This is a genomic window from Paraniabella aurantiaca (assembly GCF_050309965.1).
In the GTDB taxonomy this organism is placed as follows: Bacteria; Bacteroidota; Bacteroidia; order Chitinophagales; family Chitinophagaceae; genus Niabella.
Genome location: NZ_JBLOSY010000002.1, coordinates 1038279 through 1056606, shown reverse-complemented (window position 1 = coordinate 1056606; position 18328 = coordinate 1038279). Strand labels below are relative to the sequence as shown.

General features: G+C 42.7%; 11 protein-coding genes. All 11 read left to right on the top strand.

From position 1 onward, the window contains the following. Nucleotides 1–67 precede the first annotated feature (67 nt). Complete coding sequence (locus tag ACLOAU_RS18815; RefSeq protein WP_427863458.1) at nt 68–517, top strand: MaoC family dehydratase; 450 nt, start codon at nt 68–70, stop codon at nt 515–517. Then, complete coding sequence (locus ACLOAU_RS18810; protein ID WP_427863457.1) at nt 510–1679, top strand: ABC transporter substrate-binding protein; 1170 nt, start codon at nt 510–512, stop codon at nt 1677–1679. Before ACLOAU_RS18815 ends, ACLOAU_RS18810 begins: the two co-directional genes overlap by 8 nt. Beyond that, nucleotides 1679–2815: a CaiB/BaiF CoA transferase family protein gene (locus ACLOAU_RS18805; RefSeq protein ID WP_427863456.1), complete on the top strand. Its 1137-nt coding sequence runs from the start codon at nt 1679–1681 to the stop codon at nt 2813–2815. The genes ACLOAU_RS18810 and ACLOAU_RS18805 overlap by 1 nt, the downstream gene beginning before the upstream one ends. 3 nt (nt 2816–2818) lie before the next feature. Further along, complete coding sequence (locus ACLOAU_RS18800) at nt 2819–3991, top strand: CaiB/BaiF CoA transferase family protein (RefSeq protein WP_427863455.1); 1173 nt, start codon at nt 2819–2821, stop codon at nt 3989–3991. 39 nt (nt 3992–4030) lie between these two features. Then, nucleotides 4031–4882, top strand: coding sequence for an amidohydrolase family protein (locus tag ACLOAU_RS18795; RefSeq protein WP_427863454.1), 852 nt, complete (start codon nt 4031–4033; stop codon nt 4880–4882). A 34-nt stretch (nt 4883–4916) separates the two neighbouring features. Then, nucleotides 4917–5942 carry an L-rhamnose/proton symporter RhaT gene (locus tag ACLOAU_RS18790; protein WP_427863453.1) on the top strand — a complete coding sequence of 342 codons (1026 nt, stop codon included), beginning with the start codon at nt 4917–4919 and terminating at the stop codon, nt 5940–5942. Nucleotide 5943: 1 nt separating this feature from the next. After that, a complete protein-coding gene (locus ACLOAU_RS18785) occupies nt 5944–6999 on the top strand; it encodes a Gfo/Idh/MocA family protein (RefSeq protein WP_427863452.1) in 1056 nt (351 codons plus the stop codon). Between the two features lie 21 nt (nt 7000–7020). Then, nucleotides 7021–9738 (top strand): alpha-d-galacturonidase, encoded by a 2718-nt coding sequence (locus tag ACLOAU_RS18780; protein ID WP_427863451.1) that lies wholly within the window; start codon nt 7021–7023, stop codon nt 9736–9738. 609 nt (nt 9739–10347) lie between these two features. Further along, nucleotides 10348–11922: a glycoside hydrolase family 28 protein gene (locus ACLOAU_RS18775; RefSeq protein WP_427863450.1), complete on the top strand. Its 1575-nt coding sequence runs from the start codon at nt 10348–10350 to the stop codon at nt 11920–11922. Nucleotides 11923–11952: 30 nt separating this feature from the next. Continuing rightward, on the top strand, nt 11953–14766 hold the full coding sequence (locus tag ACLOAU_RS18770; RefSeq protein WP_427863449.1) for a glycoside hydrolase family 95 protein: 2814 nt from the start codon (nt 11953–11955) through the stop codon (nt 14764–14766). Next, the gene (locus ACLOAU_RS18765) at nt 14744–18328 is read left to right on the top strand and encodes a malectin domain-containing carbohydrate-binding protein (protein ID WP_427863448.1); all 3585 of its coding nucleotides are present in this window, start codon (nt 14744–14746) and stop codon (nt 18326–18328) included. Before ACLOAU_RS18770 ends, ACLOAU_RS18765 begins: the two co-directional genes overlap by 23 nt.

The following is an 18328-nucleotide window of genomic DNA, read 5'->3' as shown; positions in this document are numbered from 1 at the left end:
GTTAAACAACCCATTTTTTAACCTCGGGCCTTGATCTATTTTCGATCAACGATAAAAGGCTTGCAATATGAGCGTTAAAATATATTATGAGGAATTTGTGTTAGGAGATTCCAGATCCACTACAGGCAGAACCATTACCGATGCAGATATAGTACTGCATGCAGGCCAATCAGGAGATTTTTACCCCCATCATATGGATGAAGAATGGTGTAAAACACAACCGTTTAAAAAGCGCATCGCCCATGGAACTTTGATTTTCAGTGTAGGGGTTGGTTTATCTGCTGGCTTAATTAATGAAGTGGCTATGACTTATGGTTATGAAAAGCTTCGGTTTATTCGCCCTGTTTTTATTAATGATACCATTAGAGCAAAAGTGACCATAAAAGATAAAAGAGATCATAAGAAGCCTGGATATGGCATCGTGTCCGAGGCATTGGAGGTATTCAATCAAAACGATGAGTTAGTGATGGTTTGTGAGCATTTATTGTTGGTTGAAAAAAAGGGATCGAATGGCTGATATTGTTTTAAAAGGAATTACCTGGAATCATAGCAGGGGAATAACACCTTTGCAGGCGGCTTCTCAACGGTTCGCCGAGTTACATCCAAATATAGAGGTGCAATGGCATAAACGCAGCCTTCAGCAGTTCGCTGATTTTCCGATAGAAAAACTCACAGAAGAATATGATCTGTTGATCATTGACCACCCCTGGGTGGGAACAGCAGCAGCTACCGGATGCGTATTGGCATTAGATGAGCATTTACCTGAAGCCTATTTACAGGATCAGGCAGAGAACAGTGTAGGCGCATCTCATCCGAGTTATTTTTATAGTGGTCATCAATGGGCATTGGCAATTGATGCGGCAACGCCAGCTGCCAGTTATCGTAAAGATCTTTTGGACGCTGCTGGTATAACTGTACCGCAAACCTGGGCGGAGGTGATTGCGTTAGCAAAGCAGGGAAAGGTAGCCGTTCCGGCAATACCGATAGACCTCCTGATGAATTTCTATACCTTTTGCATCGCGCAGGGAACAACTCCTTTTAAAACAACAGAAGAAGTAATAGATATAACCACCGGAACAGCCGCATTAAATGCCATGTACGAATTGTACTCGTTGGTTGACCGGAGTATGTTTGACAAGAACCCGATTAAAGTAGCTGAAGCGATGTCCGCAAACGATGATTATTGGTATTGTCCTTTTGCTTATGGATATTCCAACTACTCGCGTGAAGGTTACGCAAAAAGTTTATTGTCTTATACAGATGTAGTTAGCTGCAATGGCGAAAAGTTAAGAACTACTATCGGAGGTACAGGACTGTCGGTTTCTAACTTTTCGAAACACAAGCAGGAAGCTATAGCTTTTGCTGAGATGGTTTGTTCCCCACAATTTCAAACCAACGGTTATACCTTGAATGAAGGGCAGCCCGGTTACCTGGCCGCCTGGACAAATGAACGGAATAACCAACTGACCCATAACTTTTTTAGCAACGTATTACCGGTAATGGAGAACGGATATGTACGCCCCCGTTATCATGGATATCTTCATTTCCAGGATGAAGCGGGCCAGTATGTACAGGAATTTATGTGGGGAAAACAAGAAAATGCCGAAGCCGTTCTTAAAAAGCTTAACGAAATATATACTCAGTCTTTAGAGAAAAATTTATCAAAAGTATTTGCCTGATGTTTCTGCCCTTAAAAGGTTTAATTGTTTTAGAATTCAGCCAGTACCTGTCCGGGCCGTCGGCTGGTTTGCGTTTGGCCGATCTGGGTGCACGGGTTATTAAAATAGAAAGACCGGTAGGTGGTGACCCATGTCGAAAATTATCGATAAAAAATCTTTGGGTAGGAGAGGATGCTTTAAACTTCCATGCCATCAATCGCAATAAAGAAAGTTTTACTGCAGATCTGAAAAATCCGGATGATCTTGAGTTGGTAAAAAAGCTGCTCCTTAAGGCAGATGTGGTCACACATAATTTCAGGCCTGGGGTAATGGAAAAAATAGGGCTTGCTTATAGCGACGTGCAGAAAATAAACAGGCGGATCGTATATGCTGAAATAACGGGCTACGGCAGAAAGGGACCCTGGAAAAACAAGCCAGGACAGGATTTGCTGCTGCAATCTCTTTCAGGCCTGGCTTATACAACAGGCGATGATGGTGATGGACCGATGCCCTTTGGCCTGTCTATTGTTGATAGTATATGCGGTATTCATACAGTGCAGGGGGTATTAGCCGCTTTGATCAGGAGGCAGAAAACCGGTGTGGGGGCCTATGTGGAATTGAGCTTACTTGAATCCGCGATTAGTCTTCAGTTTGAGCTTTTCACTACGCATTATCATAGCAAGGCTGGGATTAAAAGAAGCGCTGTTAGTAACGGAAATCCATTGCTGGGTGCACCTTACGGTATTTATAAAACAGCGGACGGGCATATTGCATTGGCAATGATGAGTATTCCCCAGCTGAGAGAAGTATTATCCATAGATGAGTTGGCGCAGTACACACAGGAGGATGTTTTTGCAAAGCGGGATGAAATAAAGGCCATCATATCTGCCCAACTACTTACTCAAAGTAATGCTTATTGGCTGGAGCGCTTGAAAGCTGCGGGGTTATGGGCATCAGAAATAAATGACTGGAATAGGTTGCGAAAAACCGACCTGTATAAAAGTGTACAAATAGAGAATAGTGTGGCAGTAAATGGTGAAGAAAGGTATCTGACTACACGTTGTCCTATCAGGATCAACGGCAAGCGTTTGTTTTCTGACAAACCAGCACCATTACTAGGACAGCATACCCAAAAAATAAAGGAAGAACTTTTGTAAATCATGAAACTGCTACAGGATATATTAGTTATTGACTTCAGCCAGTTTTTATCTGGTCCTTCGGCGTCCCTGTGCCTTGCAGATTTCGGCGCTGAAGTAATAAAGATTGAGAAGCCCGGTACAGGGGATATTTGCCGGGAGCTTTATGTTTCTGACGTGATGATTGACGGAGAGTCTTCTATATTTCATGCCATCAATCGTAATAAAAAAAGTTATACGGCCGACTTGAAAAGTGCTGATGATGTGTCCAGGATTATTGCGCTCATAAAAAAGGCTGATGTGGTGATGCATAATTTTCGACCGGGTGTAATGGAACGTCTGGGTTTTGATTATGAAAGCGTAAAGGAGATAAATCCCTCTGTGATTTACGCCAGCATAACCGGGTATGGAGACGAAGGAGAGTGGAGGAAATTACCTGGGCAGGACCTGTTGCTACAATCTATTTCTGGTCTCGCGTGGCTGAATAATAGCAGCAGCGCTAATCCCACACCTATGGGTGTGTCCGTAGTAGATATGTTAGCGGGTGCGCACCTGGCCCAGGGCATATTATCTCTTTTATATCAGAAAACCATTATAGGTGAGGGCGGGAGTATAGAAGTGAGCATGTTGGAAAGTGCATTGGACTTCCAGTTTGAAGTATTGACCTGCTATTACAACGATGGCGGGCAATTGCCACAACGGAGCGCCGTAAATAGTGGTCATGCTTATGTAGCTGCACCTTATGGTATTTATAAAACCAAGGATGATTATATTGCTCTGGCTATGGCAGACATTATTCAGCTGGGCACATTAACAGGCTGCAGTGAATTAGCCATATATACCGATAAAAATGAGTGGTTCGATAAAAGAGATGAAATAAAATCGGCATTAGCGCGCCATCTTCTCAACAATACAACGTCTTATTGGTTAGATATTCTCGAACCGGCAGGTATCTGGTGTTCCAGGGTGTTTGATTATGAGCAGTTGACAAAAGAAGAGGGCTACCAGGTGTTAAATATGGAAGTGGTGGTAAAAACAAGCAACGGAATTTCTATAAAAACGACACGGTCACCCATCACAATAGATGGCCAGCACCTTTCGGGCAATATAGGTGCGCCGGGTTTGGGAGAGCATAATAACGAAATTGATCTTAAATTTGATATCGGGGTGAAGCCTGAAATTATTGATGCCAAATAGGCTATAATCGTTTGGTATCGGTATGATTGAAAGTCCATTATGATAATCGATACGCATGTACATATCTGGAATCTGGAACGATCTGCCTATGATTGGTTGAAAGCTGCCCCGGATTTACTCAATAAAAATTATAATCTCGAAGATCTCGAAGAGCCGCGTTTAGCTGCTTCCGTATCAGGAGGAATAGTGGTTCAGGCAGACAATACCTTGGACGATACGGCATTGATGATAGAGGCCGCGGTGAAGTACGATTGGATTAAAGGAATTGTAGGTTGGTTGCCACTTTTAAATCCGGCAAAGACAGACCAGTTGCTGCAATCTGTATTATCAGGAGAAAAATATTTTAAAGGGGTAAGGCACTTAATACATGATGAGCCCGACGATCAATGGTTATTGCAGGATGCGGTTATTGAAAGCTTACAATTATTGTCTGCACGCCAGTTACCTTATGATGTAGTAGGAGTGAAAACAACTCACATTCAAACAGCTTTGGAAGTTGCCGGGAAAGTTCCCGGGCTTAGAATGGTATTTGATCATCTCAATCAGCCGCCTATCCAGGCAGGAGAAAGATTTGGAGAATGGGGAAGGTTGATGAAGGAGGCGGCGTTGCACCCACAGTTTTATTGTAAGATATCAGGTCTGGGAACTACAGCCGGAAAAGAAAATTTTACAGCAGAGCACATTAAACCCTATGTTGATTTTGTGTTAATCGAATTCGGTCCTGAACGTTGTTTCCTGGGAGGAGACTGGCCGGTTTCATTACTGGGAGGCTCCTATGTTCATACCTGGGCGGTTTACAAACAGGTAGTTGAAGAGTTGGTATCAGACGAACATACTCAAAACAGGATATTCAGCGAAAATGCGATAGCATTTTATAATCTTAACCTTTAAACGGGAACTTCGGTTCTACAAATTAACCTCAGATATGCAATTATTCGGCGGTATATTTTTTCATGGAGTTGGAGCTGCTTCTGCATCATTATGCTATACTCCTGAAAAAAAGGTTAAGGGCTGGAGCTGGCAAACCTATTGGCTGGCACAGGCATCGGTTTGCTGGTTATTGTTGCCGATCCTGGTAGCCTGGCTTACCATCCCTTCATTAGGCAAGGTATTATCAGAAGCACCCGGTGAGGCGATGCGTAATTCCTTCCTTTTGGGCATGGCTTATGGAGTGGGCGGAACGGCTTTTGGCATGGCTATTAAACATATCGGTTTCTCTTTAACTTATGCCATATCTGTAGGTATCTCCTGTGTTTTAGGAACCCTGGTTCCTCCAATGATGGCCGGCACATTGGGTGATGCTTTGAGTGGCACCGGCGGGCAATGGATTTTAACAGGTGTGATCTTAGGTGCTGCCGGAATTGCATTTTGCGGAGTGGCCGGCCGGTTGAAAGAAAAAGATGTTTCACAAAGTCAGGCTGGTTTTTCTTTTAAAAAAGGATTGCCCTTATGTTTGCTGGCGGGTGTGTTGTCGGCTTTTTATGGCTTCGCAATCAGTGCGGGTAAACCCATATCGGATATTGCAGCGAACTATGGTGCCGGAGATTTCCAGGTGAACGTTGTATACCTGTTCTCCAACACAGGTGCATTTGTAACCACGTTGATATATACACTGTGGCTTCATTTAAAAAATAAAACCTTGTCTGAATATGCATCAACCGGGCAAAGCGGGCTTGGCGTTAATTACCTGATGGCTTTGATTACAGGCATGCTCTGGTACGGGCAATTTTTCTTTTACGGATTAGGACATGTGCGGCTGGGAAAATATGAGTTTTCCAGCTGGGCGATACATATGATCATGCTGGTATTTTTTAGTTCATTGGTAGGGGTTATTTTGAAAGAGTGGAAAGCTACCAGGGCTATAACACGCCGCGCATTGGGATTTGCACTATTTATTCTTTTATTAGCCGTAGTGGTGCTCACTTACGGTAATTACCTGGGAGGAACCTGATATGACAAATAATAATGAGGCCGCGCCTCTTTGTATTATTGGAGCCGGTGGTATCGTAGCCGATGCTCATTTGCCTGCTTACCAGATTGCCGGGTATAAGGTTACAGGCATCGCAAATCGCAATAAACAAAAAGCAATATCCCTTGCCGAAAAATTTGGTATCGAAAAAGTGTATGATACCCTGGAAGAGATGGTGGCAGTACATGGTACCAATGCGATCTATGATTTTGCATTGCCTGCGTCAGAGATCATACCGGTATTAGAGCAACTGCCTGATGGTGCAACGGTATTAATTCAGAAACCCTATGGTGAAAGCCTCGAAGAAGCTAAAGCTATTCATGCTATTGCTAAAAAGAAGCAATTACTGGCAGGTGTTAATTTCCAGATGCGTTTTGCACCCTATATGCTGGAAGCAAAAAAAATGATTGCTGACGGAAAGATAGGAACAATAACAGACCTGGAAGTATATGTAAATGTGCATACACCCTGGAACCTGTGGGAGTTCTTATTTTCTAAAAAAAGAATGGAGATCAATTATCATAGTATTCATTACATAGATCTGATCCGCTCTTTTTTAGGTACCCCTTCTAAGATATATGCGCGCACTTTTAAGCATCCGGAAGCAACGCAACTGGCTTCGGTAAAATCTAATATTATAATGGATTATGGTGATATGGTACGTGCTGCCATCCACACCAATCATAACCACAATTACAGTTACCATAAGCAGGAGTCGTATGTGAAGATTGAAGGAACAAGAGGTGCGGTTAAAATAACCTTTGGAGCCCTGATCAATTACCCCCACGGAGTGCCTGATAGTTTTGAATACATCATTGCTGAAGAAGGGGAGGAGGCACAGTGGCAAACAAAAACAATAGATGGAACCTGGTTTCCGCACGCTTTTATCGGAACCATGCAGCAGATGCAGCTGGCAAAAGCTGGTGTTATTGATAAACCCGAAAATAGTATTGATGATGCCCTGGAAACTATGATTTGCGTTGAAGCAGCTTATACCAGCAATGAGAAAGGCGGAGTAATAACAGGTGATTTTTTTTGAACCTAATAACGGATTAGTCGAATGAACAGAATAATAGGAGTATTAGTATTTTTTATTTGGGCGAATGTTGCTTTAGCAGCGGCGGGCGAAAAAGTGATAATAGTGAATCCACTTCCAAAACAACAAAGGGTTGTGTACGGGGTGGAGTTGTTGAAAAACAAATTGCAGAAAATCGGGTACATGGTATATGTTGTACCAACCACGGGTAAAAACAACCAGGCTAACCAAAAGCTGATTGTCATTGAGGAGGATTTCAACAGCAATCTTAAAAAAGAAGGTTATTCCATTCAATCCTCTAAAAGTATAATTCGTATTTCAGGAGCCGATGCATCAGGTTTATTATACGGCTGCTTAGAGCTGGCAGACCAATCGGCTGAATTGAAAAAACTGCCTTTATCTATTAACCTGCAGGACGCGCCGGAAATGGTATTGCGCGGCGAATGTATCGGGCTACAAAAACCCTATTACTTACCGGGTCGTACGGTTTACGAGTATCCTTATACGCCGCAAACATTTCCCTGGCTGTACGATAAAAAACTATGGATACAGGTATTAGACTCAATGGTCAATAACAGGATGAATTCTCTCTATCTCTGGAACGGCCATCCGTTTGCGTCATTGGTTAAATTAAAAGATTATCCTTATGCTGTCGAAGTAGATGATGCTACTTTTAAAAAGAATGAAGACATTTTTCGTTTTCTTACTACAGAGGCTGATAAAAGGGGTATCTGGGTAATCCAGATGTTTTATAATATTATCGTATCTAAACCTTTCGCAGAGAAGCACGGTATTAAAACACAGGAACGTGAAAGACCCATTATACCTGTTATTGCAGATTATACACAGAAGTCCATAGCTGCTTTTGTAGAAAAATATCCAAATGTAGGATTGATGGTATGTTTAGGTGAAGCCATGGAAGGTGTTGGTCAGGATGATATCGACTGGTTTACAAAGACGATCATTCCGGGTGTAAAAGATGGCTTAAAAGCATTAGGCAAAACAGAAGAACCTCCGATCGTTTTGCGGGCACACGATACTGACGCGCCTGCAGTAATGGATGCCGCATTACCATTGTATAAAAATTTATATACTGAAGCTAAGTTTAACGGAGAAGCGCTTACTTACGACCGACCACGTGGTGCCTGGGCCGAGTTGCATCAAAAGCTAAGCAAACTGGGCTCCGTGCAGATAGAGAACGTACATATCCTGGCCAACCTGGAACCTTTACGTTATGGTTCGGCTGATTTTATTCAGCGTTCGGTAATTGGCATGCACGAAGTGATGGGCGGTAATGGTCTTCATTTATATCCGCAGGCTTCGTATTGGGACTGGCCTTATACCGCCGACAGTGTAAAAGGTGGGAAAAGACTATTGCAGATTGAGCGGGACTGGCTCTGGTACAAGGCCTGGAGTCGGTATGCCTGGAAAGCGAAGAGAGACCGTTCTGCAGAGATTATTTATTGGAATCGAAACCTGGCCGATCAGTTTGGTGTATCGGAAACTGATGGAGGTAATATTTTGAAATCTTACGAGGAAATGGGAGAGATATCGCCCAAGCTCTTAAGACGTTTTGGCATAACAGATGGCAACCGGCAGACGCTTAACCTGGGTATGTTGATGACGCAGCTCATCAATCCTTATCGTTTCGGTCTCTTTACTTTGTTGTATGAAGCGGAAAGTCCTGAAGGTGAATCGTTGGCCGAGTATGCTGATAAAGAGTGGAACGGCAAACCGCATATAGGCGAAACTCCAATTAAGGTTATCAACGATGTTAAAGCGCATGGAGATAAAGCAGTAGCTACCATCGACGCAGTAAAACTGGTGAAGAAAGACAAAGCAGAATTTGAACGTATAAAAAATGATGCGTACAGTTACAGGGCAATGGCTTATCATTTTGCGTTTAAAGCCGAAGCGGCATTGCAGGTATTGCGTTATAAATATTCTAACGACATTAAGGATCTGGATAAAGCTTTACCTCTATTAAAAGAAAGCGTAAAATGGTACAAAGCGCTTACTGAATTAACCAAGGGAACTTACCTGTATGCCAATAGTATGCAGACGGGTGCCAGGAAAATTCCGCTGACAGGGCAGGGGGGGAAGTATAAGAACTGGTACGATGTGTTACCCGTTTTTGAAAAAGAGGTAACTGTATTTCAACATAAAATCGACTCATTGAAACAGGTGAAGCCGGGAGCAGCACAGTACATTGCTCCATTAAGCAATGCTAAGGTTCAACTAGCCACAGAGGGTCAGTATTATACAATCGATAGCCTGGCTCAACCTTTTACTGATACCAGCTTTGCCATAAGGTCATTTGCTCATGAGCTCAAGGGGGTGAAAGGGTTAAAAACTTCTTTTCAACAACAAATAGCAAAGGGTACTCAAATAACTTTTACCAATGATCGTCCGGTAAAGGTATTGGTAGGTTTCTTAAAACCCCAGAAAGCTGCTTTCACAGTAGATACTACCTACCTGAAGCAGCCTGAGCTGGAAACCAATGCCACTGCCAACGATTACGGACAGGCTGATACTAAAATTGCAAATGCCATGATCATACCTGGCCTACCTCAGTTGCATGTACACAGCTATGAATTTAAAACGGGTACTAATACATTGAAGCTGGCAAAAGGTGTAGCATTGATACTGGGTTTTGTTGATGGGGAGTCGCTTTTACGTATCTATGACGCTGGTTTATATGAAAGTGGTAACAGGAAACAGGTTGATTGGTTGTTTGAGTAAAAGATGCCAGCACACTGATTTACGGCAATATGTCGTCCTTGCAGGATTCGTTATCGGACTATTAAAAGCCGCGTTACCAATATCTGGTCCCTCCGGGACTGAATGCTGTTGGAAACAAGTTTCTTATAATTTATATATATATCCTGAAGACGTTATTATCGAATGTGTATGACAGTTATGTCATTGGGGACATAGTCTCGTACGAACGGCAGCATTGGTAGAAAAAGAGGCTTGTATGAGGCTCCGTAGACGCGACACATAATCAACAGATATAGCAAGGAGCACCGTTACTTTGCAGGCCCATAATTGCTTTTAATTGGCTTATATTATGTGCAATTTTAAGTCCGCCAGGACTTAAATATTGGTAGAAGAATGTATCAATTAGGATATAAAGCTCTGTAGGAGCGATATATAAACAATTGATGTAAAAGTTCGCCGACCTTCAACCCCAAATAGTAAAAAAGTACAAGCTGAAAATAAATATCGCCATTAGTTTTAAAATAATGGCTGCTATCTTTATTGCGTTTCGCACAACGTTTTGAACCTAACATTATTACACGTTGTTGGCGTAAATAAATTAAAGAAATTTAGTTAAAACGATTCTACAATATGAAGAGGTCTTGCCCCGGTGTAATCCATTTTTTTTTGTTTTTAATGGTTTGTTGTGTTGGCTTTAGCGCAGCAGCGCAACAATATTATGATGTAACTAAATTTGGAGCAAAAAGAGATAGCAGTGCCAAAGCTACCCAGGCTATTAAAAAAGCGATTGATGCAGCTGCAAAAGCCGGAGGAGGTACAGTGTATTTCCCTGCCGGAAAATATCTCACAGGCCCCATACATTTTAAAAGCAATATCACCCTTTTCATAGATGCGGGAGCTGAACTTCATTTTAGTAATGATTTTGATGATTACCTGCCCATGGTAGAAAGCCGCTACGAAGGGGTGGATGTAACCAGCTTCTCCCCGTTGTTTTATGCCAATAATGTAGAAAATATAGCCATTACCGGGAGAGGCATTATTGACGGTCATGGAAAAAAATGGTGGGATTTTGTAGAAGGATATAAAGCGGATCAACCTCGCAGCAAGTGGCAATATGAGTTCGATCGTTTAAACAAGGATATCTTATTGCCCGATGACCCTAAACAAATGAAAAGAGGTTTTTTGCGTCCTCCGTTGGTTCAGTTTATGCATAGCAAAAATATTCTGATACAAGGTGTTACTTTTCGTAATTCTCCGTTCTGGACTATTAATCCCGAGTTTTGTGATAACGTAACGATTCATGCGGTAACGGTATTGAATCCACAGCGTTTGGCGCCTAATACAGACGGCATTAATCCTGAAAGTTGCAGCAATGTACGTATCAGCGATTGTTTTATTAGTGTGGGAGACGATTGTATCACTATCAAATCAGGTAAGGATCAGCCGGGGCGTGCCAAAGCTAAACCTGCAGAAAATTATTCTATTACCAATTGTACGATGTTAAGTGGTCATGGCGGTGTGGTAATCGGTAGCGAAATGAGTGGAGACGTAAAAAAAATCACCATCAGCAATTGTGTGTTTGATGGTACGGACAGGGGGATCCGCTTAAAAACAGTGAGAGGTCGTGGTGGTGTAGTTGAAGATATTCGCGTAGATAATATCATCATGAAAAATATCAAAGATCAGGCTATTGTATTGGATATGGAGTATGCGAAGTCTGCTCCCGAGCCCGTTACCGAACGCACGCCAACGTTCCGTAACATACGCTTCAGCAATATCACTGCTTATACCAATGAAGCCATGTATATCAATGGCATTGAAGAAATGCCGGTGAATGAAATTAGCTTGCACGATGTAGTATTTGAGGCACAGCGCGGTATTACTATCAGAAATGCAAAAGATATTCAATTGCAGAATGTAAGAGTAAATACTACTGTAGGTAGCTCTTTGAAAGCTGACAATGTGGAGCGCCTATTAGTAAACGGGTTTGAAACGGCTAAACCGATTGAAGACAAATTTGTGATCACGCTGAACAATACCAGGGGAGTGTCACTCCAAAATAACTGGCCATTTAGTGATACCAAAAAGTATCTTGAAATAACCGGCGCGGACAGCCGGGATATCAATTTAAGAAATAACCTTTTTACCAATGAGCTGATACTGGTAGGAAAAGAAGTAGACACAAAAGAAATTAAACGTAATTAATAGAACAGTATGCCCGCTAAAATATCTCTTTTGAAATTATCAGTTGGTCTGGCTCTTTCGATGGGATTTACAACCATTAATGCCCAGGATCAAGACCTTACATTATGGTATGATAAACCCGCCACCAAATGGTTTGAAGCATTACCAATAGGTAATGGAAGAATTGGAGCCATGGTATTTGGAGGCGTTAAAAATGATCGGGTACAGTTCAATGAAGAAACGCTTTGGACCGGTTACCCTCGTAATTATAATAAACAAGGCGCTTATAAATACCTGGATACCATACGGGGGTTGCTGTTTGCAGGAAAGCAGAAGCAGGCTGAAGAACTGGCGGGTCGGGAGTTTTTAGGCCTGAAATCTAATGAAGGAAACAGGGAGGCCTGGTTAAAAAAAGTGCAGGCTATTCTTCAGTTAAAAAATAATCCTTCACAGCCGGGCTACAACGATACGTCCTGGAAAACGATGGCGGTACCCCACTATGAAGGCTGGGAAACACAGGGCTTTGAGGGAATGGACGGAGCGGTATGGTTTCGCTATCAATTTGATTTACCTGCTAAATGGAACGGCGAAGATCTGAAGCTTGATATTAACAAAATAACAGACCAGGATTTTACTTATATCAATGGTGTACTGGTGGGATCTCAGGCGAATGCAGACGCGCGTAATTATGTAATACCAGCTTCGGCTTTAAAAGCCGGAAAAAATACCATCGCTATACTAGTGATCAATTTCGCCGGCAAAGGGGGCATAATGGGTTACAAGGATGTGTCCAATCACATTGGCGTATACCCGGTGAATGAAGCCGCATCACAGAAGTTGTCAATCAATGGTCAATGGAAATATTTTATCCAGGATACGGATGTGCCTGCTGTAGGTCAGTATCAGGCCGCTTACCAGCCCTTTGGTGATTTAAATTTTTTATTTGATGTAGAGGAGTCTACGGTTACCGATTACAAACGCACATTAGATATAGCTAAGGCCAAAGCAACAATGACTTATAGCTATAAAGGTACAACTTTTTCCAGGGAGTACCTGGTAAGCGCACCCGACCAGGCGATGTGTGTTCGTTTCACCGCCAGTAGGAATAAGAGCGTCAGCTTCACGGCTGAATTGAGCAGTCCTCACAAATCAAACAGCGTAAAGAGGATTGATGGCAATACGGTAAGCCTAGAAGTTAATGTGAGGGATGGCGCATTAAAAGGCGTTGGCTATTTGAATATACGTGCAATAGGCGGATCGGTATTGGTTAAGGAGAACAAATTAGTAGTAACCGGCGCCGATGAAGTGACCACCTGGCTTACAGCCAATACTAATTACAGAAATTATAAAGATGTAACTGCTAATCCGTCGCAGCTGGCATGGGCCAGTCTTAACAAACTAAAAAATAAAAGCTGGCAACAGGTTAACGACGCGCATATTAAAGAGTATCAAAGTTATTTCAATACATTTTCGATCAGCCTGGGTCATAACAACGCCGGTCGTTCAGCTCTTACGACTGACCGGCGTCTAAACGAATTTGCATTAAACAATAATGATCCGGATTTCGTAGCCTTGTACCTGCAATATGGTCGCTATCTGGTCATCAGCAGTTCGCGTCCCGGTACGCGTCCGGCCAACCTGCAGGGTATCTGGAACGATCTGCTTTCTCCGCCGTGGGGCAGTAAATACACCACCAATATCAATGCTGAAATGAATTACTGGCCTTCTGATCTTTTGAATTTATCAGCGACCCAGCAACCATTGTTTGAAATGATACGCGAGCTTTCCGTTTCAGGAAGGGAAACCGCTAAACAATACTACAATGCACCGGGATGGGTACTGCATCATAATACAGATCTATGGAGAGGTACGGCGGCTATCAACGCCTCTAATCATGGGATATGGGTCACCGGCGGTGCCTGGCTTTGCGACCATTTATGGCAGCACTATCTCTATACACAAAGCAACAAATTTTTAAAAGACACCGCTTACCCGCTGATGAGGAGTGCTGCAGAATTCTTTAGCGCCTTCCTGGTTAAAGATCCTGGAACAGGTTATTTGATCAGCACGCCTTCCAACTCGCCTGAGCATGGTGGCTTAGTCGCAGGACCAACAATGGATCACCAGATCATCCGGAATTTATTTAAATCTGTGATAGATGCCGGTGCTGTTTTAAAGGTTGATGAAGCATTCAGGAAAAAGCTGGAAACACAATATCGCCAGATTGCTCCAAATACTATTGGTCGCTATGGCCAGTTGCAGGAGTGGATGCAGGATGTGGATGATACAACCGATAAGCATCGCCATGTGTCTCATTTATGGGCGGTATATCCGGGTAGTGAAATCAACTGGGAGCAAACTCCTGATATGGTAAAAGCGGCACGACAATCTTTATTGTACAGGGGAGATGCAGCAACCGGTTGGAGCCTGGGTTGGAAAATTAATTTATGGGCGAGGTTTTTAGATGGCGATCACACTTATAAACTAATACAAATGTTGTTGAGCCCTGTAAAAGGTGGTGCCGGAAGTTATCCCAATTTATTTGATGCACATCCGCCCTTCCAGATTGATGGGAACTTTGGAGGCGCTGCAGGTATTGGAGAAATGTTATTACAAAGCCATACCAAATATGTAGATATATTACCTGCCTTGCCTTCGGCATTGCCCGAGGGAGAAGTGAAAGGACTAAAAGCCCGTGGCGGCTTTGAGCTTTCTATTCAATGGAGTAAAGGGGTGTTACAGGCCGTTACTGTAAAATCATTAGCAGGCCAGCCATTACATCTTCGTTATAAAGATCATGTCGTAAGTCTTTCAACTGAACAAAACAGAACGTATCAATTTAATGGATCACTGCAGCAACAATAAAAACGTATTAAAAGGATTTACTATCATTGGTGTAAGCCGTATTTTGGCTTGCAAGAACAAATTATTAGCCACAGCTATAACTGCGTTGGCGACCATTGCGAGTTTTTTATTGAGTAGCCTTGCCATCGGGCAGCCTTTGGCTAAACGGATCGCAATCGATTTGAACAGCAACTGGCGTACTATCGCTGGAAATGACGAAACCCCCATTGCGCCTGCTTTTCAAACTAAATTTGATGACAGTAAATGGAAGCAGGTAACTGTTCCGCACAATTGGGATGACTATCATGGTTATCGCCGTTTGCTGCATGGCAATAAACATGGTGATGCATGGTACCGCAGAACCGTTAAACTGAAACAGTCGAAAGCCGGCAAACGTTTCTTCCTGTTTTTTGAAGGAGTAGGATCTTATGCAACGGTTTACCTGAATGAGCAGGAGGTGGGAGAGCACGCAGGTGGCCGTACTACTTTTACCATTGACGTAACCAATTATATCAAAACAGACGGGACCGATAACTTACTGGCTGTCCGAGCATGGCATCCACCGTTTATTAAAGATCTTCCCTGGGTATGTGGCGGATGCAGCGATGAACGTGGGTTCAGCGAAGGTTCACAACCCATGGGTATCTTCAGGCCGGTGCAACTCATTGTAACTAACGACTTGCGGATTGAACCTTTTGGCGTACATGCCTGGGCAACGCTTAATGGTAATACTGCGGTGCTGAATATTAATACCACTATTAAGAACTATGGCACACAGCAAAAGTTGTTTACCGTTATTCATAATCTTGTTGATAAGAATGGTACCACTATAAGCACTGTAAAGGAAAAAGGAGCTCTTAAAGCAACCGGTAATCTGGAGTTTTCAACGAAGAATATCAATGTTGCCAAAGTAAATCTTTGGTCCGTAGAAGATCCTTATTTGTATAAGATTGTATCCATCATAAAAGTAGGAAGCTCGGAGATAGACCGGTTGGAAACAGATTTCGGCTTCAGAACCGTTAATTGGAAAACGGCAACCAACCAGTTTTATCTCAATGGTAAACCTGTGTTCATTAATGGCGTGGCTGAGTATGAACATCTAATCGGACAAAGCCATGCTTTTTCGAAAGAGCAGGTTGCTGCAAGAGTAAAGTGGATGGAAGCTGCAGGGTTTAATGCTTTTCGCGACGGTCATCAACCGCATAACCTGTTATATGGAAAGCTGTTTAACCAGAAAGGTATTCTATGGTGGACACAGTTATCGGCACATGTTTGGTACGATACACCGGAATTCAAGGCTAACTTTAAGCAGCTACTTAAAGAGTGGGTTATCGAAAGGAGAAACGATCCTTCAGTAGTATTGTGGGGTTTGCAAAATGAAAGTAAGATACCTGAAGCGTTTGCCAAAGAGTGTACTCAATTGATTCGCGAGCTGGATCCTACATCAGCTTCACAAAGATTGGTAACCACCTGCAATGGGGGAGAAGGCACCGACTGGGATGTGCCGCAAAACTGGACAGGTACTTACGGAGGTAATCCGGATACTTACGGTGAAGATTTAAAGAAACAGGTATTAGTAGGAGAGTATGGCGCCTGGCGTACGCTCGATCTTCATACAGAAGGAGGTTATCAGCAAAACGGTCCGGTTAGCGAAGATCGTTTTACACAATTAATGGAAAAGAAAGTACGTTTGGCGGAATCAGTGAAAGATAGTGTGGCCGGGCATTTCTTCTGGTTACTGACTTCACATGATAACCCGGGCAGGGTACAGGGTGGAGAAGGATTGAGAGAATTGGATCGTATCGGCCCTGTAAATTACAAGGGAATGCTAACGCCCTGGGAAGAACCTACCGATATTTTTTATATGTTCCGTAGTAACTATGTCTCTGCTCAAAAAGAACCAATAGTATATATCGCTTCGCATACCTGGCCCAATCGTTGGATGAAGCCCGGCTTAAAAGATTCGATCATGGTTTATTCAAATTGTGAAGCGGTGGAACTTTTTAACGACCTGGGACAAGTTTCTTTGGGTAAACAAAAGCACAACGGATTTGGAACGCATTTTATTTTTAATAAAGCCAATATTCAATATAATATTTTATATGCGGTAGGGTACGTAAATGGCAAACCCGTAGCAAGGGATACAATTTTCCTGGATCATTTACCCGAAGCACCGGGAGTCGCAGCATTAAGACCTTCAAAAACATCCTTGCTAAAACCTAAACCCGGATTGAATTATGTATACAGGGTTAATTGCGGCGGTGCTGATTACGTTGATGAATGGGGCAGTAAATGGAGCGCCGACAAGGCCTTGCCTCCAAATGCTGGGAGTAAGTATTGGGGTTCATCTTCATGGACCAATGCTTTTGATAATATGCCGGCTTTTTTTGCCAGCCAGCGGCGAACCAATGCTGCTATAAAAGGCACAAAAGACTGGGAGTTGTTTCAGTCATTCAGGTATGGACTTCATCAACTCTACTACCAGTTCCCTCTACCTAACGGTAATTACGAAATTGAATTATATTTTGTTGAACCCTGGCTGGGTGTGGACGGATCTATGGAAGCGGGGGCGATGCGTTTATTTGATGTGGCCGTTAACGGTCAAACTGTAATAGAAGATTTGGATATCTGGAAGGAAGCAGGGTTGAATAAGGCATTAAAAAAGACGGTGACGGCAAAAGTATCAAATGGCTTATTGAGAATATCCTTCCCGAATACTAAAGCCGGGCAGGCAATTATTGCTGCTATTGCTATCGCTTCTGTTAATAAAAAGGTAAGGCCAATACCTGCTTTTGAAATGATCGGGGATCTGAAATGTAATGGATGCGCTTTCAATGCCTGGCTGGATGAGGGTGATAAATTATTTACCAATCAGGCCAACCGTATATATAAGCTGGCTCCTGCATTATTTGGGGCCGACTGGATCAGCTTGTCTCAAACGGATCATACAAAGCTCCGGTTTGTAGCTAATGATACCCTCGACGTATATATGGCTATTGCGAAAGAAAAAGCATCAGTATTAAAAGATTTTGAGCGCCTGAGCGATTCGATTATAAGTGATGAGGCGGGTGGTAAAAAGTATGATATATACCGTAAACGTATTGAAGCGGGCAGGGAAATAGTGATAGACCAGAAAAATATTGCACTGATTGGTATTTTACCGGCCACTAACATGCAACCTGCATACGACCTTAAACCGACTACATCTTATAAGGCAGATGTAGCTGTCGTGAATCATAATGTAGGTAAAGAACTAATAGCCGGCGGCGAGCGTACGGTGGTGAAGAATAATGATCACGCAGAAATAACCTGGCCTATAATCACCGGTGTAGCTGATGTGTATTCGATAACCTTTAAGTATAATAGTCCGCTTGAGCAGGATGTAATGGGAACGCTACAATTATTCGATATAGGCAATAACAAAATGGCAGATGAGCCCGTAGTATTTAAAACAACCAGGCCGGGAAAATGGAATTATATTACTATAAATACTGGCAGTATGATCAACGCCGGGAACTACAAGGTGAAATTGATTACACGGAATGCAAATGGATTGATTGTGTCTAATATTGATATACAATAA